Source organism: Actinomadura sp. 9N407 (assembly GCF_044326315.1).
GTDB lineage: Bacteria > Actinomycetota > Actinomycetes > Streptosporangiales > Streptosporangiaceae > Spirillospora.
The window spans coordinates 1-21,742 of record NZ_JBIRAW010000030.1 but is presented as its reverse complement, the minus strand read 5'-3'; the positions used below and the strand labels follow the sequence as shown (position 1 = coordinate 21,742).

23 protein-coding genes are annotated in these 21,742 nt (G+C 72.4%); 11 read left to right on the top strand and 12 right to left on the bottom strand.

Translation table 11 applies throughout. The features are described from left to right. Positions 1-70 precede the first annotated feature (70 nt). Positions 71-547 (top strand): GbsR/MarR family transcriptional regulator, encoded by a 477-nt coding sequence (locus ACH34Q_RS35240; RefSeq protein ID WP_395987484.1) that lies wholly within the window; start codon positions 71-73, stop codon positions 545-547. Here ACH34Q_RS35240 and ACH34Q_RS35235 read toward each other — a convergent pair. Beyond that, positions 544-1,071 (bottom strand): Lrp/AsnC family transcriptional regulator, encoded by a 528-nt coding sequence (locus ACH34Q_RS35235; RefSeq protein WP_395987483.1) that lies wholly within the window; start codon positions 1,069-1,071, stop codon positions 544-546. The two genes, ACH34Q_RS35240 and ACH34Q_RS35235, sit on opposite strands and share 4 nt — an antisense overlap. A 120-nt stretch (positions 1,072-1,191) precedes the next feature. Between ACH34Q_RS35235 and pdhA the strand changes: the two genes are divergently transcribed. From pdhA to hisC, 4 genes are read left to right on the top strand one after another with little or no spacing between them, the layout of a single operon-like run. After that, positions 1,192-2,298 (top strand): pyruvate dehydrogenase (acetyl-transferring) E1 component subunit alpha, encoded by a 1,107-nt coding sequence (gene pdhA, locus ACH34Q_RS35230; RefSeq protein WP_395987482.1) that lies wholly within the window; start codon positions 1,192-1,194, stop codon positions 2,296-2,298. A 1-nt stretch (position 2,299) separates the two neighbouring features. Further along, on the top strand, positions 2,300-3,316 hold the full coding sequence (locus ACH34Q_RS35225; RefSeq protein WP_395987481.1) for an alpha-ketoacid dehydrogenase subunit beta: 1,017 nt from the start codon (positions 2,300-2,302) through the stop codon (positions 3,314-3,316). Next, on the top strand, positions 3,313-4,632 hold the full coding sequence (locus ACH34Q_RS35220; protein WP_395987480.1) for a dihydrolipoamide acetyltransferase family protein: 1,320 nt from the start codon (positions 3,313-3,315) through the stop codon (positions 4,630-4,632). Before ACH34Q_RS35225 ends, ACH34Q_RS35220 begins: the two co-directional genes overlap by 4 nt. A gap of 15 nt (positions 4,633-4,647) precedes the next feature. Then, positions 4,648-5,706 carry a histidinol-phosphate transaminase gene (hisC, locus tag ACH34Q_RS35215; RefSeq protein WP_395987479.1) on the top strand — a complete coding sequence of 353 codons (1,059 nt, stop codon included), beginning with the start codon at positions 4,648-4,650 and terminating at the stop codon, positions 5,704-5,706. 22 nt (positions 5,707-5,728) lie between these two features. Here hisC and ACH34Q_RS35210 read toward each other — a convergent pair whose 3' ends face one another. Both ACH34Q_RS35210 and ACH34Q_RS35205 read right to left on the bottom strand, forming a co-directional pair. Beyond that, entirely contained in the window at positions 5,729-6,751 is a 1,023-nt protein-coding gene (locus tag ACH34Q_RS35210) for an LLM class flavin-dependent oxidoreductase (RefSeq protein ID WP_395987478.1), read from the bottom strand. Between the two features lie 108 nt (positions 6,752-6,859). After that, positions 6,860-7,966, bottom strand: coding sequence for a winged helix DNA-binding domain-containing protein (locus ACH34Q_RS35205; RefSeq protein WP_395987477.1), 1,107 nt, complete (start codon positions 7,964-7,966; stop codon positions 6,860-6,862). A 151-nt stretch (positions 7,967-8,117) separates the two neighbouring features. Between ACH34Q_RS35205 and ACH34Q_RS35200 the strand changes: the two genes are divergently transcribed. Together ACH34Q_RS35200 and ACH34Q_RS35195 are read left to right on the top strand one after the other, a co-directional pair. Then, the gene (locus ACH34Q_RS35200) at positions 8,118-9,122 is read left to right on the top strand and encodes an ABC transporter substrate-binding protein (protein WP_395987476.1); all 1,005 of its coding nucleotides are present in this window, start codon (positions 8,118-8,120) and stop codon (positions 9,120-9,122) included. Then, complete coding sequence (locus ACH34Q_RS35195) at positions 9,115-10,590, top strand: aldehyde dehydrogenase family protein (protein ID WP_395987475.1); 1,476 nt, start codon at positions 9,115-9,117, stop codon at positions 10,588-10,590. The genes ACH34Q_RS35200 and ACH34Q_RS35195 overlap by 8 nt, the downstream gene beginning before the upstream one ends. 24 nt (positions 10,591-10,614) lie before the next feature. Here ACH34Q_RS35195 and ACH34Q_RS35190 read toward each other — a convergent pair whose 3' ends face one another. The 9 genes from ACH34Q_RS35190 to ACH34Q_RS35150 form a co-directional block, all read right to left on the bottom strand. Beyond that, positions 10,615-11,016, bottom strand: a complete 402-nt coding sequence (locus ACH34Q_RS35190; protein WP_395987474.1) for an acyl dehydratase — start codon at positions 11,014-11,016, stop codon at positions 10,615-10,617. After that, positions 11,013-11,537 carry a MaoC family dehydratase N-terminal domain-containing protein gene (locus tag ACH34Q_RS35185; RefSeq protein ID WP_395987473.1) on the bottom strand — a complete coding sequence of 175 codons (525 nt, stop codon included), beginning with the start codon at positions 11,535-11,537 and terminating at the stop codon, positions 11,013-11,015. The genes ACH34Q_RS35190 and ACH34Q_RS35185 overlap by 4 nt, the downstream gene beginning before the upstream one ends. 5 nt (positions 11,538-11,542) lie before the next feature. Further along, entirely contained in the window at positions 11,543-12,352 is an 810-nt protein-coding gene (locus ACH34Q_RS35180) for an IclR family transcriptional regulator (RefSeq protein WP_395987472.1), read from the bottom strand. After that, positions 12,349-13,158, bottom strand: a complete 810-nt coding sequence (locus ACH34Q_RS35175) for an alpha/beta fold hydrolase (protein WP_395987471.1) — start codon at positions 13,156-13,158, stop codon at positions 12,349-12,351. Before ACH34Q_RS35175 ends, ACH34Q_RS35180 begins: the two co-directional genes overlap by 4 nt. Then, positions 13,155-14,015 (bottom strand): alpha/beta fold hydrolase, encoded by an 861-nt coding sequence (locus ACH34Q_RS35170; RefSeq protein WP_395987470.1) that lies wholly within the window; start codon positions 14,013-14,015, stop codon positions 13,155-13,157. Before ACH34Q_RS35170 ends, ACH34Q_RS35175 begins: the two co-directional genes overlap by 4 nt. Then, complete coding sequence (locus tag ACH34Q_RS35165) at positions 14,012-14,995, bottom strand: hypothetical protein (protein WP_395987469.1); 984 nt, start codon at positions 14,993-14,995, stop codon at positions 14,012-14,014. The genes ACH34Q_RS35170 and ACH34Q_RS35165 overlap by 4 nt, the downstream gene beginning before the upstream one ends. Continuing rightward, on the bottom strand, positions 14,992-16,362 hold the full coding sequence (locus tag ACH34Q_RS35160; RefSeq protein ID WP_395987468.1) for a M20 family metallopeptidase: 1,371 nt from the start codon (positions 16,360-16,362) through the stop codon (positions 14,992-14,994). Before ACH34Q_RS35160 ends, ACH34Q_RS35165 begins: the two co-directional genes overlap by 4 nt. Positions 16,363-16,480: 118 nt before the next feature. Further along, complete coding sequence (locus tag ACH34Q_RS35155) at positions 16,481-17,242, bottom strand: hypothetical protein (RefSeq protein ID WP_395987584.1); 762 nt, start codon at positions 17,240-17,242, stop codon at positions 16,481-16,483. Beyond that, positions 17,142-17,705: a Rieske 2Fe-2S domain-containing protein gene (locus ACH34Q_RS35150; protein WP_395987467.1), complete on the bottom strand. Its 564-nt coding sequence runs from the start codon at positions 17,703-17,705 to the stop codon at positions 17,142-17,144. Before ACH34Q_RS35150 ends, ACH34Q_RS35155 begins: the two co-directional genes overlap by 101 nt. Positions 17,706-18,073: 368 nt before the next feature. Between ACH34Q_RS35150 and ACH34Q_RS35145 the strand changes: the two genes are divergently transcribed. Genes ACH34Q_RS35145 through ACH34Q_RS35130 form a run of 4 tightly spaced genes read left to right on the top strand, consistent with a single transcriptional unit; the run spans position 18,074 to position 21,712 of the window. Next, the gene (locus ACH34Q_RS35145) at positions 18,074-19,063 is read left to right on the top strand and encodes an ABC transporter substrate-binding protein (protein ID WP_395987466.1); all 990 of its coding nucleotides are present in this window, start codon (positions 18,074-18,076) and stop codon (positions 19,061-19,063) included. After that, positions 19,060-19,941: an ABC transporter ATP-binding protein gene (locus tag ACH34Q_RS35140; RefSeq protein WP_395987465.1), complete on the top strand. Its 882-nt coding sequence runs from the start codon at positions 19,060-19,062 to the stop codon at positions 19,939-19,941. The genes ACH34Q_RS35145 and ACH34Q_RS35140 overlap by 4 nt, the downstream gene beginning before the upstream one ends. Continuing rightward, complete coding sequence (locus ACH34Q_RS35135; RefSeq protein ID WP_395987464.1) at positions 19,938-20,759, top strand: ABC transporter permease; 822 nt, start codon at positions 19,938-19,940, stop codon at positions 20,757-20,759. The genes ACH34Q_RS35140 and ACH34Q_RS35135 overlap by 4 nt, the downstream gene beginning before the upstream one ends. 29 nt (positions 20,760-20,788) lie before the next feature. Beyond that, positions 20,789-21,712, top strand: a complete 924-nt coding sequence (locus ACH34Q_RS35130) for a zinc-binding alcohol dehydrogenase family protein (RefSeq protein WP_395987463.1) — start codon at positions 20,789-20,791, stop codon at positions 21,710-21,712. Positions 21,713-21,742: the final 30 nt, after the last annotated feature.

The window sequence follows — 21,742 nt, the reverse complement described above, 5'->3', positions numbered from 1 at the left end:
ACTGCCGTCCCGAGATTAGTTCAGTCAAGGGTGAACATTCATTTTCTTCTGATCGATTGGAGTACCGGTCGTGTCGAGCGCCGCCTCCGACGGTGGTCCCGGGGACGGGAACGCCCTGATCGACGACTTCGGCCTGCACATCGGCCGCGCGATGGGCTGGCCTCCGATGGCCGGGCGCGCCGCGGGCGTCCTGATGCTCAGCGAGACGCCGATGGCCATGGCGGACCTGCAGAGCGCGCTGGACGCGAGCAAGGGCTCGATGTCGGAGATGACCCGCCTGCTGGTCGAGAGCGGGACCGTCCGGCGGTTCAAGCAGCCGGGCTCCCGCCACTACGTGTACGAGTGGCGCGACGACGCCTGGGTGGGCTGCCTCCAGCACCAGATGGAGGCGACGACCGAACTGCTGGCCCTGGCCGAGCGCGCGCAGGCGCGGGGCACCGGCCTGCCCGTACGCCAGCGCGAGCGCCTCCGGGACATGCACGAGTACTACACCTTCATGGTGCGCAGCCTCGAAGCCCTCCTCGGCCAGTACAAGTCGTCCCGCTAGTCCGCGTTCCGTACCTCGCTCGCCGCCCGGTCCCAGTCGGCGCCCCGGCCGCGGGCCTCGTCGAACACCAGCCAGGTACGGGTCGCGCGGACGCCGGGGATGTCCTGGATGCGCTCCAGCACCACGCGCCTGAGCGCCGCGTTGTCCGGTGCCCTGACCAGGACCAGGACGTCGTAGTCGCCGCCGACCATCGCGAAGTGCTCGACATAGCGGATGTCCTGGAGCCGCGCCGACACCGCGCGCCAGGAGTTCTGCTCGATCGTGACGGAGACGTACGCGCTGGTGCCGAGGCCCGCCTTCTCCGGTGCCAGCTCGACCGAGAAGCCGGCGATCACCCCGTCGTCGGTCAGCCGGGTCAGCCGCGCGTAGGCGTTGGCGCGGGAGATGTGGACCCGCTCGGCCAGGGCCCGCACCGAGATCCGGCCGTCGCGCAGCAGCTCGGCGATGATCGCGCGGTCCACCCCGTCCAGGCGGCCGGCAGAACGTCCCGGCCATCCCCCGTCGGCGCCCTCTTCGGTCGACACTTGGCCTCCTGTACGCCCGAATATGAGCTAGTTGTCGCTCATTGTGCCTGATGTCTTGAACGAATGGCTCGTTCGGCGGACGCTTCTCCTGTCAAACGTCCAGCGAAAGCGAGGGTCGCCATGTCCGTGCGGACAGAACGCCAGGTGGCCGACGGTCTTCTCCCCTCCCCCGTCCCGGTCCGCTTCGTCGCCGAGGACGGCACCACCGTGGAGCCGCCGGCCGGATACCCGGCGCCGGAGGACGAGCGGCTCCTGGACGCCTACCACCGGATGGTCGTGGGCCGCCGCTTCGACCGCCAGGCGACGGCGCTCACCAAGCAGGGCCGGCTCGCCGTGTACCCATCCAGCCGTGGGCAGGAGGCCTGCCAGATCGCCGGCGTGCTCGCTCTCGGCGAGGACGACTGGCTGTTCCCGACCTACCGCGACTCGGTCGCCCTCGTCGCCCGCGGCGTCGACCCCGTCGAGGTGCTCACCCTGCTGCGCGGCGACTGGCACTGCGGGTACGACCCGGCGGCCACCCGCGTCGCGCCCCAGTGCACCCCGCTGGCCACCCAGACCGTCCACGCGGTGGGGATGGCCGAGGCCCTGCGCCGCAAGGGCGAGAACGCCGTCGTCATGGCCTTCATCGGCGACGGCGGGACCAGCGAGGGCGACTTCCACGAGGCGCTCAACTACGCCGCGGTCCTCAACGCCCCCGTCGTGTTCTTCGTCCAGAACAACAAGTACGCGATCTCGGTGCCGCTGGCCAAGCAGACCGCCGCCCCCGCGCTCGCCTACAAGGGGGTCGGCTACGGCGTCCGCTCCGAGCAGGTGGACGGCAACGACGTCGTCGCGACGCTGGCCGTCCTGACGGCGGCCGTGGAGAACGCGCGGACCGGGAACGGACCCTTCCTGGTGGAGGCGCACACGTACCGCATGGACGCGCACACCAACGCCGACGACGCCACCCGGTACCGCCAGGCGGAGGAGGTCGAGAAGTGGGAGGCCGCCGATCCCCTCGCCCGCCTGGAGACCTACCTGCGCGGCCGGGGGCTGCTCGACGACCGGGGCGTCGCCGCGGCGAGCGAGGCGGCCGAGGACTTCGCCGCCCGGCTCCGCGACGCGATGAACGCCGACGCGGAGACGGACCCGTTCGAGATGTTCGACCACGTCTTCGCGGCCCCCACACCGCAGTTGCGCGAGCAGCGGGACCTGCTCGCGTCCGAACTGAACGCCCGGGAGGCCTGACATGACCGCGATGACGATGGCGCAGGCGCTCAACACCGCCCTGCGGGACGCGCTGCGCGAGGACGAGCGCGTCCTGGTCTTCGGCGAGGACGTCGGCCCGCTGGGCGGTGTCTTCCGCATCACCGACGGGCTGACCGGGGAGTTCGGCGAGGACCGGTGCTTCGACACCCCGCTGGCCGAGGCCGGGATCGTCGGCCTCGCCGTGGGCATGGCGATGGGCGGCTTCCGTCCCGTGGTGGAGATGCAGTTCGACGCGTTCGCCTATCCCGCCTTCGAGCAGATCGCCTCGCACGTCGCCAAGATGCGCAACCGCACCCGCGGCCGGATGCCGCTGCCGATGGTGATCCGCATCCCCTACGCGGGCGGCATCGGCGGCGTCGAGCACCACTGCGACTCCAGCGAGGCGTACTACGCCCACACGCCGGGCCTGAAGGTCGTCACGCCGGCCACCGCCGACGACGCGTACTGGCTGCTCCGCGACGCCATCGCCGACCCGGACCCGGTCGTCTTCATGGAGCCGAAGCGGCTGTACTGGTCCAAGGACGACACCGAGACCGGCGACCGGCGCGCCGCCGGATTCGGCCGGGCCGCGATACGCCGGGAGGGGACCCACGCGACGCTCGTCGCCTACGGGCCCGCCGTCCCGGTCGCGCTCCAGGCCGCCGAGGCCGCGGCCCGGGACGGCATCGACCTGGAGGTCGTGGACCTGCGCACGATCGTCCCGTTCGACGACGAGACCGTCGTGGCCTCGGTCCGCAGGACGGGCCGCTGCGTGGTCGTCCAGGAGGCCCAGGGGTTCGCGGGCGTGGCCGCCGAGATCGCGGCGCGCGTCCAGGAGCGCTGCTTCCACTCGCTGGCCGCGCCCGTCCTGCGCGTCACGGGCTTCGACATCCCCTACCCGCCGCCGAAGCTGGAGCGCTCGCACCTGCCGGACGCCGACCGGATCCTGGACGCGGTCGACCGGCTCCAGTTCGACGACCGGCCCGACGTCCTGCACCTCGCCCGGGAGGCGTCATGACGGCGGCCGCTCCCGCCCGGCAGGTGTTCCGCCTGCCCGACCTCGGCGAGGGCCTCACCGAGGCCGAGATCGTCGAATGGAAGGTCGCGGCCGGCGACACGGTCGAGATCGACCAGATCGTGGTGGAGGTCGAGACCGCCAAGGCGGCCGTGGAGGTGCCGGTCCCCTACGCCGGAACGGTGCTGGTACTGCACGCGGAGGCCGGGACCGTCCTGGACGTGGGCGCGCCCCTCATCGAAGTCGGCCCAGCCGACGCGACCGGTGCGACCGGCGCGACACCCGGCCGGGACGTCCATCCCGCCGCGGACCGCTACCGCGAGGAGGAGCAGGCCGGCTCCGGCAACGTTCTGATCGGCTACGGCACCGACCCCGCAACCGACCCGGGCAGACGGCGCCGCAGCGCCCCCCGTCCCGCCGAGGCGGCGCCGGTCCCGGCCGCCCCGGGGCACGCCCCGCGGGTGATCTCGCCGCTCGTCCGCAGGATCGCCGCCGAGCACGGGCTGGACCTCGCCGCCGTCACCCCCACGGGGCCGCGCGGGGTGATTCTCCGCCGCGACGTCGAGCAGGCCATCGCGCAGGAGACGGCTCCCCCGGCACCGGCCGCCGCCGAGCCGGCGACGCTCACGACCGAACGCATCCCGCTGCGCGGGCTGCGCCGGGCGGTGGCCGACAAGCTGAGCCGCAGCCGCAGGGAGATCCCCGACGCCACGACCTGGGTGGACGTCGACGCCACCGGCCTGCTCGCCGCCAAGGACGCGCTCCGCCGGGCCCACCCCGGCCTCGGCATCGGGCTGCTCGCCCTGCTGGCCCGCATCTGCGTGGACGGCCTGCGGCGGTTCCCGGAGCTGAACTCCTCCGTCGACACCGACCGCGCCGAGATCGTCCGGTACGGGCACGTCAACCTCGGCTTCGCGGCGCAGACCGACCGCGGCCTCGTCGTGCCGGTGGTCCGGGACGCCCACCTGATGACGACCGCTCAACTCGCCGCCGAACTGGCCAGGCTCACCGGGCTCGCCCGTTCGGGCTCGCTGCCTCCCCAGGCGCTGACCGGCGGAACGTTCACCCTCAACAACTACGGCGTCTTCGGCGTGGACGGCTCCACCCCGATCATCAACCACCCCGAAGCCGCGCTCCTCGGCATCGGCCGCATCATCGACCGCCCCTGGGTGACCGGCGGCGCGGTCACCCCGCGCAAGGTCACCCAGCTGTCCCTGGCCTTCGACCACCGGGTCTGCGACGGCGGCGCCGCCGGCGGCTTCCTCCGCCACGTGGCCGACCTCGTGGAAGATCCCACCATCCTGCTCGCGAACGTGTAAGGAAACGAGAACCCCGTGGTCCAAGTGCGCCCGCCACTCGTCCGGCTCCAGTCCTACGTGCCGGGACGGAAGGTGCCCGGAGCCGTCGTCCTGGCCAGCAACGAATGCCCGTACGGCCTGCTGCCCGGCGTCGCGTCCCGGCTGGCCGAAGTCACCGGAGGCCTCTCCCGCTACCCGGACATGGGCGCCACCCGCCTGCTGGAGGCGCTCGCCACCCGCCACGGCGTGACGCCCGACCGCATCGCCGTGGGCGCGGGGTCGTCCGAGGTCTGCGGACAGCTGCTGCACACGGTGACGGGTCCGGGCACCGAGGTCGTCTTCGGCTGGCGGTCGTTCGAGGCGTACCCGATCCTCACCACGGTGGCGGGGGCGACACCGGTCCAGGTCCCGCTGCGCGACCACGCCCAGGACCTGCGGGCGATGGCGGCGGCCGTCACCGAGCGGACCCGCCTGGTCTTCGTCTGCAATCCCAACAACCCGACGTCGACGGCCGTCGGCGAGGCCGCGCTGCGCGCCTTCGCCGACGGCATGCCGGACCACGTCCTGATCGTCATCGACGAGGCCTACCGCGAGTACGCCGACCCCGCAGCCGTGCCGGACGCGCTGGCACTCTTCGGGGACCGGCCGAACGTCGTCGTCCTCAGGACGTTCTCCAAGGCGTACGCGCTGGCGGGCCTGCGCGTCGGCTACTGCGTCGGCGCACCGGAGCTGATCGCGCAGGTACGCAAGACGCAGACCCCGTTCAGCGTCAGCGCGCCGGCCCAGGAGGCGGCCGTCGCCGCGCTCCAAGAGCACGAGGAGGTCACCAGACGAGCCGCTCTCACCCTCAAGGAGCGCGACCGGGTCACCCGGCGACTCCGTACCCTCGGCTACGACCTGCCCGACTCCCAGTCCAACTTCGTCTGGCTCCCGCTCGGCGGGGACAGCACGGCCTTCACCGACCACTGCCTCGACAACGGCGTCATCCTGCGCGCCTTCCCCGGTGAAGGCGTCCGGGTGACCATCGGCCTTCCCGAGGAGAACTCCGCCTTCCTCGCCCTGGCCGAAGCCTGGCGGACGGAATCCACCGGCTGACCCCAACAGGCCGCCTGTTCCGTCAGCGCCAGCCGAGTTCCGGGGCCACGTGGGTCAGGATGCTCTCCAGGACGTGCGCGTTGTAGTCCACGCCCAGCTGGTTGGGAACCGTGAGCAGCAGCGTGTCCGCCGCCTGGACGGCCTCGTCGTCGGCGAGCTGCTTGACCAGCACCTCGGGCTCGGCCGCGTACGAACGCCCGAAGATCGCCCTGGTCTTCTCGTCGATCATGCCGATCTGGTCGCTGGAGCCGGCGTTCCGGCCGAAGTAGGCGCGGTCCGTGTCGTTGGTCAGCGCGAAGATGCTGCGGCTGACCGACACGCGCGGCTCGCGCCGGTGCCCGGCCTCCCGCCATGCCTGCCGGTACGCCTCGATCTGCTTGCGCTGCTGGACGTGCAGCGGCTCGCCGGTCTCGTCGTCCTTGAGCGTGGAACTCTGCAGGTTCATGCCGAGCCCGGCCGCCCACACGGCGGTGGCGTTGGAGCTGGAGCCCCACCAGATGCGGTCGAGCAATCCCTCGGAATGCGGCTCGACGCGCAGCAGCCCCGGCGGGTTGGGGAACATCGGCCGCGGGTTCGGCTCGGCGAACCCCTCGCCCCGCAACACCGTGAGCAGCACCTCGGTGTGCTTGCGTGCCATGTCGGCGTCGGTCTCGCCCTCGGCCGGCTCGTACCCGAAGTACCGCCAGCCTTCGATCACCTGCTCGGGCGACCCCCGGCTGATGCCGAGCTGGAGCCGTCCACCGGAGATCAGATCGGCGGCGCCGGCGTCCTCGGCGAAGTACATCGGATTCTCGTACCGCATGTCGATCACGCCGGTGCCGATCTCGATCCGCGAGGTCCTCGCGCCGATCGCCGACAGCAGCGGGAACGGCGACGCCAGCTGCCTGGCGAAGTGGTGCACCCGGAAGTAGGCGCCGTCGGCGCCGAGTTCCTCCGCGGCGACCGCGAGATCGATCGACTGCGACAGCGCGTCCGCGGCCGACCGGGTCCGCGAGCCCGCGCCGGGAGTCCAGTGGCCGAACGAGAGAAAGCCGATCTTCTTCATATCCGGTCCAACCAGGACGGCCCCAGCGGGATTCCGGGGTGTGATCACATGAACTCGTGGCCTCGGCACCCTAGGGGAATCCCCTTCCCCCGAGCCGGGGAGAAGGCGTCAGCCGTCGAACGTGGTGAAGCGGACGTCGCCGTCGGCGTCGGGATGGGCGAAGGCGAGGAGACCGGCGGCCTCGGACTCGGCGTCCTCGCGCTCGGAGGCCGAGAGGGGGGCGAAGAGCTCGATGGTGAGCGTGGCCTTCGCGGCTCCCTTGTCGCGCTCGACGGTCCAGACGCCCTGGACCTTGCCGTCGATCAGGAGGGTGGCCTTCACCCAGGCCCCGACACAAACGATCTTGCGCTGCTCCACCGTCATCATCCGGGTCCGGTCGGCGTACGCGAGCAGGAGGTTGTCCAGGTCGGTGAGCAGGCGCGCGGGAGCCGGCACGCCGGGGTCCGGAAGCGGGGCGCCGGGGACGTCGAACAGCTCGGCGCCGCTCTCGTCCCGGAAGGTGCGCAGCCCGGGGCGGAGGCGGTCGAACGCGTCGTCCATCCTGCGCAGCCCGGAGAACATCTGGAAGTCCTTCACCGAGGCGGGCCCGTACGCGGCGAGGTAGCGGCGGATCAGCTCGTCGGGCGAGGGATTCCGCTGGAGGGGCCTGCCGATCCACTCCTCGGCCAGGGCGAACGGCGTGGCGCCGAAGGTGTTCCAGGTACCGCTGGGCGGCGGGTGGACGAGTTCGAGCAGGGCCTGGACGGTCCGGCCGAGCACGGTCCTGTCGCGGCCGGGCCACCGTTCGGCCAGCCTCTTCCCGATCTGCGGACGGGTGAGCATCTCACCGTCGAGCAGCTCGCGGGCGGCGGCGGCCAACTCGTCAAGGTCCCAGTCCTCGATGTCGCGCCAGTAGCCGGCCCGGAGCGCCTTGAAGACGATCGGCTGGACGAGCGGGCGGAGCCACAGGTAGTCGTCGGCCGTGACGACGTGCTGCGTCGCGCGCAGGACCGAGGACCGGACGATGTCGCGCTCGTACAGGAGGCGGGTGAAGTCCTCATGCCGGAACCCGCGCAGGCGCGCCCACAGACTCAGGTACGGAAGGTTGGGGTCCTGCGCCTGGAGGCCGATGAGCAGCCGGATCGCCTCCAGGGCGGGCGCGTCCGAACGGCTCAGGAGCAGCTGCCGTTCCAGCACGGCACGGTTGAGGGCGCGGCCGGACAGGATGTCGATCATCGTCCCAGAATATCAGAACGGAATACTTTATTCCTTTTCGCGGCAGGTCTCCCCTGCCCGGTGGTCCGGTGAGCAGGACGCTTCACTTATGCGGAATGGGGTTCGGCTGGCAACGTCGACCCGTCACGCACGACCGACAGGAGAGACACACGTGAGAGTGAGACTCAGGTCCGGCGTGCTGGCCGCCTGCTCAGCGCTCCTGCTGGCCACCGGCTGCATGGCCGGGACGACCGACTCGGCGGACGGCGGCAACGGCGCCAAGGGGCCGCTGGTACGCCTCGCGCTGGGCGTGGACGCCTCGTACGCGCCGCTCTATCTGGCGCAGGAGCGCGGGCTGTTCGCCAAGGCGGGACTGAACGTGGAGCTGATGCAGGTGGAGGGCGGGCCCGCGGCGGCCGAGGCCGTCGCGTCCGGTACGGCGCAGATGTCGGCCAACGCCGACTCCAGCGCGCTGCCGCTGATGGCGGCCCACGACCAGCTGCGGGCGCTGGGCGTGTTCCAGGCGTCCGACCGCTACCTGAAGGTGGTGCTGCGGGACGGGATCGACCGGCCGGAGCAGATCAGGACGATGGCCTCGATCCAGGGGATCGGCCTGTACGCGACGCACTCCTACCTGAAGCACCACCGCATCGATCCGGGCTCGATCAAGATCGTGAAGAGCTCGCCGCCGGAGATCCCCGGCATGCTGGAGCGCGGGTCCGTCGACGCCTACATCCTGTTCGAGCCGTGGGCGGGCAAGGGCGACGCCGGCGGCGGGCACATCGCCGGGACGATCGGCGACTTCGGCGTCGGCTACGCGCAGTGGCTGCTGGCCGGGCGGACCTGGCTGGAGCGCAACCACGTGCTCGCCGGGAAGATCTTCCAGGTGGTGGCCGCGGCGAACGCGATGGTGACCAAGGATCCGAAGGCGGCGGCGGACGCCGCGCGCAAGCAGGCCAAACTGCCCGCCGACCAGACCGAGCGGGTGCTGCCGGAGATCAGGTTCGAGGCGCGCGGGTTCACGGCGGCCGATCGCGCGTCGGCGCGGCGGATCGTGGACTTCCTGATCGAGCAGAAGCTCATCGCGACGTCGCCCGACCTGGACTCGGTGCTGATGAAGGGCTGGTACGAGAAGTACGCGGGAACGGCGAGCCCGGCGGCGGTGCCGGGTGCGTGAGCCCTGGTCCTGGAGCGGGGAGCGCCGGAACGCGCACCGCCCGGACGAGCCGTACCGCCTGTTCATCGCGGGCGAATGGGTGACGGCCCGCGCGGTCTTCGACGCCGTGGACCCGGGCGTCGGGACGGCCTGGGCCGCGATCCCCGAGGCGGGACCCGAGCAGGTCGAGGACGCGGTGGCGGCGGCGCGCAAGGCGTTCTCCGGCTGGCGCCGGTCGAGCCTGGCGACCCGCCAGGAGGCGCTCTGGCGGATGGCCGACCGGATCGAGGCCGATCCGGACCGTTGGGCGGTGCTGCTGGCGACCGAGGGCGGGCGGCCGGTACGCGAGGCGTACTTCTCCGACGTCCCGGCGTGCGTGGCGGCGCTGCGCCTGTTCTCGGGGCTGGCCCGAGGGGTGCGCGGCGAGCAGGTACCGGTCGAGGATCCGCACGGGATGGCCTATACCGTACGGGCGCCGCTGGGCGTCCTCGCCGTGCACGTGCCCTGGAACGCGCCGCTGGTGATGCTGGCCGACCAGATCGCCCCCGCGCTGGCGGCCGGGAACACGGTGGTGGTCCACCCGGCCGGGCCCGCGTCGGCGACCGTCCTGGAGTTCGCCCGGGCCACCGAGGACCTGCTCCCGGCCGGCGTGCTCAACGTCGTCACCGGTGTGGACCCGCGGATTGCGGCACGCCTGGACGCGCACCCCGGCACGTCGCGGATCGGCCGCCCCGCCGTTCCCGGAGCCGGGTCGGGCGGCGCGATGATCGTGTACGCGGACGCCGATCTGGACGCGGCCGTCACCGACGCGCTGACCGGCGTGTGCATGGCGGGCGGCGAGGTGGGCGCGACACCGTCCCGGCTGCTGGTGCACGAGAGCGTCCACGCGGACTTCAGCGAGCGGCTGGCGGCGATGGCGGGAGCCGTCGTGCTGGGCGATCCGCTCGAACTGTCCACCGAGATGGGCCCGCTGATCTCGGCCGGGCGCCGGGAGCAGGTGCGGGAGTCCGTCCGGCGGGCCGTCGCCGGAGGCGCGCGCCACCTGGCCGGCGGGGAGGCGGCCACGATGCCGTCCGCGCAGGCCGGGGGCTTCTATCACGCGCCGACGCTGCTGGCCCTCGAAGAGGGCGGTGCCGAGGTGGCGCTGCTCGGGCCGGTCGCCGTCATCGAGCCGTTCGGGGACGAGCGCGCGGCCGTGGAACGGGTGAACGCCACCGGCCCCGGCCGGGCGGCGGGGGTGTGGACGACCGATCTCGCGCGGGCGCACCGGATCGCCCGCGAACTGGACGCCGGGATCGTCTGGGTCAACCGGTGGTTCGATCCCCCGGCCGGGTTCGCGGCGGACGCGTCGGGCGTTTCCGGCGGCCCGCCGCCGGGGCCCGAGATCGGCGAGCGGATCCTGGCGCGCTACAGCACCGCCAAGGTCATCAGCGTGGACCTCGGCTCGCGCCGTCCCCCGCTGTGGGGCGGCGGCCCCGCGCTGGAGTGACCACTGCCTCGAATAAGTGGTCGGTCAGGACGGGCGTAGCAGTTCGACCGTCCCGGTGACGCAGGGTGTGCCGTCGGCCTTGACGATGGCGGCGTCCAGGGACAGGCGCAGGCCGCCCGGGGCGGGCTCGGCCCCTTGGACCACGGCCTTCCAGGTGAGGGGCTCGCCGGCCACGGCCGTCGCCTGGTTGCGCCAGCTCACCGCGGCCAGCCGCGCGTCCGGCCCGGCCCAGTCCAGCGCGTGCCGGACGAGCATCTCGCCGTGCAGGGTCGACTGGACGACCGTGCCGGGAAAGCCCTCGGACGCCGCGTACGCCTCGTCGTAGTGGATGCGGTGGGAGTTCCACGACACGGCGCTGAAGCGGAAGAGCTGCACCGTGCTGTGCGAGTAGGGGCGCGGGGCGCACGCCCGCCCTGGAACGGTCATCCGGCCGGGTCTCCCTTCACGATGATCGTCTCGTCCACGGAGACCAGTTCGGTGCCGTCGCCGCCGGTGAAGCGGGTGGTGACGGCCAGCACGACGAAGTCGCCCGAGCGGCCCGCCTTCCGGGTGGCCGACCGCACCGCCCGTTCCGCCAGCACGCGGGTGCCCGCGACCAGCGGCGTGCCGACCCGTACGGACTCGCCCCCGTGCACCTGCCGCACCGGGAGGCCCTGCGTGCACGGCGACTCCCTCGCCGCCAGCCCGTCGGGCCGCAACTCGTCCTCGACCGGGCCGTCCTCCCAGCTCAGCGTGCCGGCGAGGAACATCGAGGGTGCCGTCACGGGCCGTCCCGCCGACTCGTCGGCGCGGGCCCGGCCGATGTACGCGGCGTCGTTGAGCGCCGCCGCGTACCGGCAGAAGTCCTTGACGGTCACCACGCCGCAGTCCGCCGCCTCCCAGCGGCCGGCCAGGTCGCGGGCGCGCGACAGCACCTCGTCCAAGACGTCCGGCGCATTCTCCGACACGGCCGTCATAGGACCTGCCGCAGCGACCGGGTGATGCCCATGCCCGCCGTACGGAGCGCGCCCGCCAGCTTCGCCGGGTCGAGCCGGTACGTGGGACCCGTGATCGACAGGGCGCCGACCAGGGCGGGGCCCCGGCCGAACACCGGGACGGCCGTGCTCATGTAGCCGAGCCGGGTCTCCTCGGCCTCGGTCGCGAGCCGTTCGGTATGGGCCCGTTCGAGCTGGGCGCGCAGCCGGGCGGGCGAGGTGATGGTGTGCCGGGTGAGGGGCTTGAGCCCGCTGCGCACGACCTCGGCGAACAGCGAGGCCGGGCCGAAGGCCAGGATGATCTTGCCGGTGGCGGTGCAGTAGAGCGGCAGCCGCCCGGCCACGCGGGACTGCTCGCTGAGCCCCCGGTGCGCGAGGATCTTCTCCAGGTACAGCACCTCGAGGCCGTCGTGGATCGCGAAGTGGATCGTCTCCTGGGTGGCCAGCAGGAGGTCCTCCATGTAGGGCTGGGCGACCTCGCGCAGGATCCGCTGGCGGTGCACCCGCTGGCCGATCTCGAACAGCCGCAGTCCCAGCCGGTAGTCGCAGCCGGCCCGTTCGAGCAGGCCCCACTCGACCAACTCCTGGGCGAGCCGGTGCACGGTGGCCTTGGCCACGCCGGTGCGCCTGACCAGGTCGGCCAGCGACAGCCCGGCGTCATCGGCGCCGAACGCCTCGATGATCAGCTGGGCCTTGCCCAGGACGGAGTTCATGGGGTCGGGGCAGGAGTCCCGCCCCGGCTCCCCGGCCCGGTCCGCGCGGGCGGAGTCGATCGAAACGATGGTCATGTCAGGAACCTCGCGATCAATTCGCCGACCTCCGCTGATCGTTGTTCCATCAACGGAATCATGCCGCCCTCGATCACCGCCAGGGTGGCGGCGTTAAGTTGCGATGACAATATCCGCAGGTCAGGAAATACGAAAGGGTCGGCGGAGGCGCCCACGCACAGCGTCCGGCAGCGGACGAGGCCGATGCGGTCCTCCATCCGGTACCGGGCGACGGCCTCGTGCCCCTTTTCCACGTCGTCGCCCAGCGCCAGGGCGTCACGCACGAATCGGGTGAGCAGATCGGGGCGGCCGGGCGGATAGTAGAGCTGCCGCCGGCGCCACAGCTCGGTCAGGTGCGCACCGCCGGGGTCGGCCGCGACCGCGTCGATCGGGGGCCGGTCGCGGCGCCGCTCGCGGGCCTCCGCGTCGACGTACGGGGTGGACGACAGCACCAGCGCCCCGACCCGTTCCGGCGCCCGGGCCGCCACCTCGACGGCCACCACTCCGCCGGTGTGGTGGCCGACCAGCGCGACCTCGGGCAGTCCGAGGGCGTCCAGCAGTTCCACGACGGCGGCGGCGTAGGCCTCGATCGAGTGGTCGTCCAGCGGTGCCGAGGCCCCGAAGCCGATGGTGTCCATCGCGATGGCCCGGTGGGTGCGGCCCAGCACCGGCAGCACCTCGCGGTACTCGTCCCAGGATCGCGGCGTCTGATGCAGCAGCACCACGGGCGGGCCTTTGCCGCACTCGGCGTAGTGGACCTGCCCGCGCGCGGTGCCGGCGTAGCCGAAGTGGATCCCGTCGCCGGCGCCGGTACGGGACGCGCTCACGACGACTCGGCGAGGAAGGCCAGGCTGAGCGGGTTGTAGAGGCCGGCCTTCTCATGCTGCGGCCAGTGCCCGCAGTCGTTGAACACCTCCAGCCGCGCCCCCGGGATCGCCGCCGCGATCGCCTCCGCCTCCGGGACGTCCCCGAGCGGGTTCTTGTTGCCCCACACCACCAGCGTCGGCGCCTTGATCATCGCCATCCGCTCCGGGCGCAGCAGGTTGCGCTCGCGTGCCTCCACCTCCTGCAGGGCCAGCAGGTTGTGCAGGTTCTCCTTGAACTCGGGCCGGTGGTAGATGTCGAACCGGATATCGGCCAGCTCGTCGCCGAGGTCCTCGTCCCAGTGGGCCCAGAGCAGCCGCAGCCGCTCCCGGGTGAACGAGGGGTCCCGCTGCTCCACGGCGGCGCGGGTGGAGGTCTTCAGCCGCTCCATCACCTGCGGGTTGATCTTCGTACCGCCCATGCAGAGCAGCTGCAGCGAGGCGACCCGGTCGGGCCGCTCGCTCGCCACCCACGACGACACCCACCCGCCCAGCGACTCGCCGACCAGATGCGCCCGCTCCGCGCCGACCGCGTCCAGGTAGTCCGTCAGGTGCTCGGCGTAGGCGGGGATCTCGCCGGGACGGTCGGGCTTGCCGGTGTGGCCGTGCCCCAGCATGTCGATGGCGTGGCACCGGTAGCCGGCCTCGGCGTGCGCGGGGATGTTGCGGACGAACGCCTCCAGATGCCCGGTCGTCCCGTGCAGGAAGACCACGTGCTCGCCGTCCTCGGGGCCGGCCTGCAGCGCACGGGTGCGCACGCCTCCCGCGTCCACGTACGCGTGCCGGTAGTCGATGTCGACCAGTTCGGTCCAGATGCTCATGCGTCGCCTTTCGCGTTGTCCATTCGGCCGGAGGCGGGGTCCAGGACGGCCACGGCCATGCCGGTCAGCCACTCGGGAATCGCCTCGTAGGCCAGCCGCCGTCCGGGTACGTGGTCGAGCAGGGCCGCCATGACCAGCCACGTACGCAGCTCCTGGGCGCCGTTCCCGGCGGCCGCTTCCAGGCTCTCGGTCGTGTGCTCGGTGATCTGCGCGCTCTGGCCCTTCTCCAGCAGCGCCAGGAACGCCTCGTCGAACTCGGAGTCGATCGCCGCCTCGGCCGCGCGGACGATCCGCCGCCGCCGGGCGTCGTAGTCCTGCCAGTTGTCGCGGCCGTTCAGCCAGGCATCGGCCATGAACTCCTCGTCGTCGCCCTGCGGATCGCGCCAGTCCGGCCACGGCAGGTGGTGCGAGAGCCCGCCGGACCCGATCACCGCGACCCGGCGGTCCCCGGGGAAGGCGAGCACGGCCTCCCGGATGGCGCGGCCGAGCCGCTCGCAGCGTTCGAGGGTGGGCAGCGGGTGGGCGAACACGTTCACCACCAGCGGCACGATCTCGACGCCGCGTCCCTCCACGCTCAGGTCGTTCAGCAGGTACTGGATCGCGTGCGACTGGCCGTGGTCGATCTGCAGCCGGGCCGAGAAGGCCGGATCGAACCGGCCGCCCTCGACGAGCGAGTCCGCGATGTGCCGGGCGAGCGGTACGTCCACCGGCTGCGGGCCTTTCGGCGTCCCGGACTCGCCGCTGGCCAGGCACTCCCCCACGCCGATGGTGAAGCTCGGGATCAGATCGAGCCAGAAGCCGCGGAAATGGTTGGAGCCCACCAGGATCACGGTGTCGGGACGGGCCGCCGCGATCTCCGCGCGCGCCGCGTACAGCGCGTCCCGGAACCGCCCGGCCCGGTCCTTGTGGACGGTCTCCTCCCAATGCGTGTTCATCAGCGTGGAGTGGGAGGCCCCCACGCCCAGCACGATCTCGGTCATACCGGGGCTCCTTCGGCGGGTGCGGCGACCTCGTCGCGCGAACGGGTGACGGTGTCGACCGCCGTACGGACCAGGTGGCGGGTGAGCCGCTCCATCTCCCTGACGTCCACGGTGTTCATGCCGAGCGAGAAGTCGATCGCGGAGTCGATCCCGGGTGGCGCCTCGGTCACCTTGGGCATCCCGATCCGTACCGTGGGCAGGCCCCGGCTCCGCAGGATGTTGGCGTCGGTGGCGCCGCTGTTGCCCCCGATCACCTCGTGCTCGCGTCCCTCGAACGCCTCCCAGCCCGCGATCGCGCTGCGGCACACCCAGCTGCCGGGGTCGGTCCGGGTGCCGGGGATGGCCAGGATCAGCTCCGCGCTCACGTCCAGGCCAGGGGACTCGGCCCGGATCTCCTCCAGGGCCGCCGCGAACTCCCGCTTGGCCTGCATCGGCGTCGTCGAGGGGGCCAGCCGCAGGTCCACCCGCAGCAGGCAGGCGGCCGGGGTCACCGCCGCCATCCGCGGCCATCCGCCGCGTACGGACGACACCACGCCCTGAGGCGCCACCGTCCCGCCGGTGTGCCGCTCGGCGTACGCCTCGAACCACTGCTCCAGCCGCTGCGCGACCAGTCCGGCGCCCGCGATGGCGTTGCTGTACGGCAGCCGGTGGCGCGAGCCCACGTAGGTGTGGGTGCCGCGCACCGTGACCTCGAACCAGGCGAGCCCGACCTCCTCCCAGGAGACCGTCCAGCCGGGCTTGGCGATCACGGCGTAGTCGGCCTGGACGCCCTGCTCCAGCAGGAACGAGCAGCCGGCGCCCTGCCCGGTGTTGCGCCGGGCGCCGCCGGGCCGCGCGTTGGTGGGCATGCCGCCCGCGCCGAACGCCGCGATCAGGTCGCCGGCCAGCGGGATCCCGGCCCGCGCGATCGCCTCGGCCGCCATCATCACGCAGGCGGCGTGGCCCTTGGGATTGGACGCCCCCAGCCCCATCACCAGGTCGCCCTCCACGACCGCGCTGGGCCGCATGTCCGGGCGCAGCTCGGGGCCGATCCAGGGGACGTCCTCGCTCTCCTCCCCCACGGTCAGGGTGTCGATCGGCGCGTACAGCATCAGGTCGGGACCGCTGCCGTCGCCGTCCAGCCGCGCCCACGCGTTGGCCTGCCGGTCGTCGACCGGCTGGACGCGGGCCGCGCAGCCCGCCTCGTTCAGCGTCGCGGCGATGTGCCCGGCCAGCGGCCCCTCGTCACCGGTCGGGCTGGGCACGTCCACCAGCCCGATGACCAGCTCGCGCAGCCGGTCGGCCGTGACGTGCCGCCAGGCGTCGGCGACCCAGCCGCGCCGCCGCTCGTCCAGGCCGTCCAGCCCGGCGGGGTCCGCCGCGGTCAAGGGTCGATCCGGTGGACCTGGGTGTCGGTCGTACGGGCGATCCGGCGGCGGACGGCCGGGACTGCCACGGCCAGCAGGGCACCGGCGATCATCGCGGGCAGGATGCGCTTCATCGTCCTCACCTTTTCCTCGTCCTGGGGGGCTCGGCGACACCGCAGTCGGCGAGTTTCTTGCCGTACTCCTCCTGGCTGAGATTGCGCCAGGCGGTCAGCGAGACGTCGGGGCGGTAGAGCTTCTCGGGCGGAGCGTCGGTGATCTCGACCATCCAGGCGTCCTGGCCGGAGAACTGGCCGTGGAACAGCCAGCGGACGGCGCCCAGGTACTTGGCGTAGAAGCCGAGCGTCCGCCAGCCCTCGGTGAAGTTCACCATCACGCCGACGTAGCGGTGGTTGTCGGCGTCGACCGGGACGTAGAACTCGTAGTGGATGAAGTTGGGATAGGCGATCCGCAGGATCCCCGGCATTGCCAGCGAGGCGAACCCGGGGAACTCCTGGGCCTCGATCGTCGGGTCCACCCGCCTGGGCTTGCCGGTGTTGCCGATGTTGAAGGCCTCCTTGGGAGGCTGCATCTTCCACCAGCGCTTGTTGGTCCACCGGCCCACGCCCGGGAAGTCGGCGTCCCAGTGGACCTCGTCCTGGACGCGGAAGATCCACCGGCCGCCCGGCACGATGCGGGTCACGTTCCAGGTCGGCATCGGCTTGAACAGCCGCCACAGCGAGGTCCGGTGCAGGTACTTGGCGTGGCCCTCGTCGAAGCCGTTCTCGCAGGCGAAGCGCCAGTTACCGCGCCGCTTGTCGATCCGGCCGCCCATCACGAAGCCGTTGCCGACCAGTTCCTCGGGAAGCTGCTCGTCGATCGGGTGCGGGTCCTCCTCGGCCACCGGGACGTACACCCAGACCATGCCCAGCCGTTCGGCCACCGGGTAGGTCCGGACGGCTGGGCATGACCTTGCCGCAGATCCGCGAGTCGGGGCCATCCGTGATCACCGCGGCCAGCCGCCCGGTCGGCAGGTCGTAGGTCCAGCCGTGGTACGGGCAGCTGATCGTTCCGGGGAACTGCTGGTCGCCCTGCGAGAGCGGGACGCCCCGGTGCGGGCAGCGGTCGTGCAGCGCGTACGCCGTCCCGCCGTCCCGGATCAGCACGATCTTCTCGCCGCAGATCGTGTACGGGCGGGGATCGCCGGTGATGTGGCTCGACCAGGTGACCGGATACCAGTAGCCGCGGAAGCCCTCGGCCGCCGCGTCGTAGTGCGGCCACGACGACCAGTCCTGCCGCCCGGCCGCGGCCGGGCGGCGCCTCGGGGCCGCCGTGGCCTGGGGGTCGAGCGGTTCCTCACCCGTCATGTGCGTGTCCTCCTGCTGCCTGGGAGCCATCTGCTTGCGAGCCGTCTGCCTGCGAGTCAGGTGCCGCCCTTCGGCCGGGCGGTGCCCCATGAGCATCAGGGCGGCCGCCCCCGTTCGGCTACGGACTCGTCCCGCTGAGCAGACCGCCACCGGTCCGCGGACCGTCCGGCGCGTGCCAGGCTCCGGTCCGGCGCGGGCCAGGCTCCTGCCCGGTACGTGACAGGCTCCGTTCACCCGCCCGACCGGTCGTCCCGCTCAGCGGACCCACGTCCATGCGCGGGCGCCGGACCCGGGCTTACGCTTCGCCGGATCCGGCTCCCACCCGCTGACCGACCCAGCCGCACTCCCCCTTCGACGTAAGAGGTTCTATGGAGGCACGGGCCAGGAGATGGCGCCTCGCGGGCGCCCTTTCCTTCATCACCGCGCTGTGCACGCTGTCGGCGTGCACCGGCGCCACCACCGACTCCGGCGGCGCGGCCGCCACCGGTCCCAAGATCCGCATCGCCATCGGGATCGACGCGTCGTACGCGCCGTTCTTCGTCGCCGACTCCAAGGGGCTGTGGCGCAAGCACGGCCTGAACGTCGAACTGGTCCAGTTCGGCCGAGGCGGCGAGGCCGTCGACGCGATCGCCGGCGGGCAGGTCCAGATGGCCGGGAGCTCCGACAGCACGACCATCGGCCAGCTCCAGCAGAACCCCGCGCTGCGGGCCCTGCTCGTCTACCAGGAGTCCGGGCGCTACCTGAAGGTCGTCACCGGGTCCAAGGTCACCGACCCCGCGAAGATCAAGAAGATGGCGATCGTCCCCGGCCTGTCGGAGCTGGCCGCCATCCGTTTCCTGGAGTCCAAGAAGATCGACCCGAAGACGGTGAAGTTCGTGACCGCCGGCCCGCCGGAGATCCCGGCGCTGCTGCAGAAGGGCGAGGTCGACGGGTACGTACTGTGGGAGCCGTGGCCCGCCAAGGGCGTGGAGCTGGGCGGGAAGGTCCTGGAGAGCACCGGTGACTACGGCCTGAGCTACCAGCACTGGCTGATCAGCGGGCAGCAGTGGCTGAGTGGCAACGAGGCCGCCGCGGTCAAGGTCGCCAAGGCGCTGGAGGAGGCGGCGGCGCTGGTCGAGTCCGATCCCGCGGGGGCGGCCGCGGCCACCAAGAAGGCGGCCAAGGTCCCCGAGGACCAGACGGTGACCGCCATCAAGGAGATCGACTTCAAGGTGCGCGACATCACCGCGGCCGACCTCAAGGGATACGCCGGCACGGCCGACTTCTACCTGAGCACCGGCAAGGTCAAGGGGCGGCCCGACGTGACCAAGGCCGTACTGCAGGGATGGGTGACCGCCAAGGTGAAGGGAACGGGATGACCAAGGCGACCAAGACCGGCCACCGCCCGCAGGGGGAAGCCCCCGCGGGCGGTGGCCCGCCCGCCGGCGGGCGCGGGGCGGCGGTGTCCGTCTCCGGGGTGGGCATCGGATTCGGATCCTTCGTGGCGGTCCAGGACATCACCCTGGACATCCCGGCGGGCGAGTTCCTGTGCCTGCTGGGCCCCAGCGGCTGCGGGAAATCGACGCTGCTGTCGGCGCTGGCCGGGTTCGTACCGGTACGGCAGGGCGGCCTGACCGTCGACGGCGCGCCCGTCACCGGCCCCGATCCCGGCAAAGGCATGGTGTTCCAGAGCACCGAGGCCCTGTTCGACTGGATGACCGTCCGGCAGAACGTGGCGTTCGGTCCCCGCATGGCGGGCCGGTCGCGGGCGGAGCAGAACGCGACCGCCGACGAGTACCTGCGCCTGGTCGGGCTGCGGCACTGCGCCGACCGGTTCCCCGGGCAGCTGTCGGGCGGGATGCGCCAGCGCGTGCAGATCGCCCGGGTGCTGGCCAACCAGCCGCGCGTGGTGCTGATGGACGAGCCGTTCGGCGCGCTCGACGCGCAGACCCGGCAGGTGATGCAGGAGGAGATGGCGCGGATCTGGCAGGCGTCGGGATGCACCGTCGTGTTCGTCACCCACGACATCGACGAGGCGCTCGTCCTGGCCGACCGCGTCGCGGTGATGACCGCCGGCCCGGCCGCCGGGATCAAGGCGGTCTACTCGGTGGACCTGCCCCGCCCCCGCGACGACACCGCGCCCGAGACGATCGCGCTGCGCGCGGCGCTGCGCCGCGACATCGGGGAAGAGGTGCGCAAGTCCCTGCGGGAGCAGGGCGTCGAGGACGCCGGCGACGAGACCGAGGAGGCACGATGACGATCGCGGCGGCGGACGCCCCCGCCAAGAAGCCCGCCGAGCGGTCCGCGCCCGGCGTGATGGCCGGGCGGCTGCGCGGCGCCGGCATGTTCCTGCTGTCGATCATCTTCGGGATCGGGGTCTGGCAGCTGCTGGCGATGAAGTACGGCTCCGGGCTGGTCGCCTCGCCGGGGCAGACCCTGTCGGCCGCGCGCGAACTGGCCGCGGACGGCACGCTGCTCAACTCGGTGATCGCCTCCAGCCGCCGGATCCTGATCGGCTGGGGCCTCGGCCTGCTCGTCGGGGTCCCGGTCGGCCTGCTGATGGGGCAGGTCCCGTTCATCCGCCGGCTGCTGGACCCCTACATCGAGTTCTTCCGCTTCATCCCGCCGATCGCGTTCGTCACGCTGGCCGTGGTGTGGCTCGGCATCGGCGAGGCGTCCAAGGTCGTGCTGATCTTCTACACCGCCGTCTTCATCGTCACCCTCAACACCATCGCGGGCGTGCTGTCGGTGAACGAGACCAAGCTGCGCGCGGCGGCCAGCCTGGGCGCGGGCCGCGGGCAGGTGATGCGCTGCGTGATCCTGCCCTCGACGGTGCCGCACATCGTCACGGGCGCGCGGCTGGCGATGGGCAACAGCTTCCTGACCATCGTGTCGGCGGAGATCGTCGCCGCGCAGGTCGGGCTGGGCGCGCTCATCTGGACCTCGCGCAACTACGGCCGGATCGACTGGGTCTTCGTGGGCATCATCATGCTGGGGATCCTGGGATTCGTCTTCGACCGGGTGCTGCGGATCGTGGCATCCCGCGTCCTGAAGCGTTATGAGGTACGGCTTTGAACGGCGGTCGCGCAGTCTCGCGGGCTCTCGTGCTGGAGGAGTTCGGCACGCTGCCCCGCCTGGTCGAACGGCCCGTCCCCGAACGGCCGCCCGGCCACACGCTCATCCGGGTCCACGCCGCGCAGGTCGGGCATCTCGATCTCAACATCGTGGACGGGAGGTTCGGCGTCCTGCCCGACCTGCCGATGGTTCCGGGCACCGAGGCGGCCGGGGTCGTCGTGGCCTCCGACGTCCATCCGGAAGGGCTGCCGGTACGGCTGCGGGGCGGTGGCGCGGGCATGCGGCGCGACGGCGGCTGGGCCGAGCACGCGGTGGTACGCGACTCGGCGGTCGTGCCCGTACCGGAGGGGACGGATCCCGCGCTGGCCTGCTGCTTCTTCTCACCCGCCGGTACGGCGTGGGCGGCGGTGCACGCGGTGGCCGCGATCCGCCCAGGGGAACGCGTGGCGGTGACCGGGGCGGCGGGCGCGGTCGGCGCGCTGACCGTCCAGGTCGCGGCGCGCGCCGGGGCCGAGGTCGTCGGCGTGGTCGGCCGCCCGGCCAAGCTGGCGCACGTCCCGGCGCCCGGCAAGGCGGTGCTGGCCTCCGAGCTGACCGAGGAGACGGCCGGCGGCCGGCTCGACGCGGTGATCGACACGGTCGGCGGCGCGGTGCTGTCCACCGTGCTGGGCCTGGTCAGGGGACGCGGCCGGGTCGCACTGGTCGGCTACACGGCCGGCCGCGACTTCCAGGTGGACCTGGCGGACTTCCTGCTGGCGGACGTGTCGCTGCTGCCGGTCAACCTGATGACCCGGGGCGCCGAGGTCGCGGCGGACGCCGACCGGCTGCTGGCCGAGCTGGCCTCCGGCGAGCTGGTCTTGCCGATCGAGCGCCATCCCGCCGACCGCCTCGCAGAGGCCGTAGAACGCCTCCGCACCGGCGCCGCCATCGGCAAGGTCGCCCTCGACTTCTAACCCCCTCCGTTGACTCGTGGCGTGTTCGCC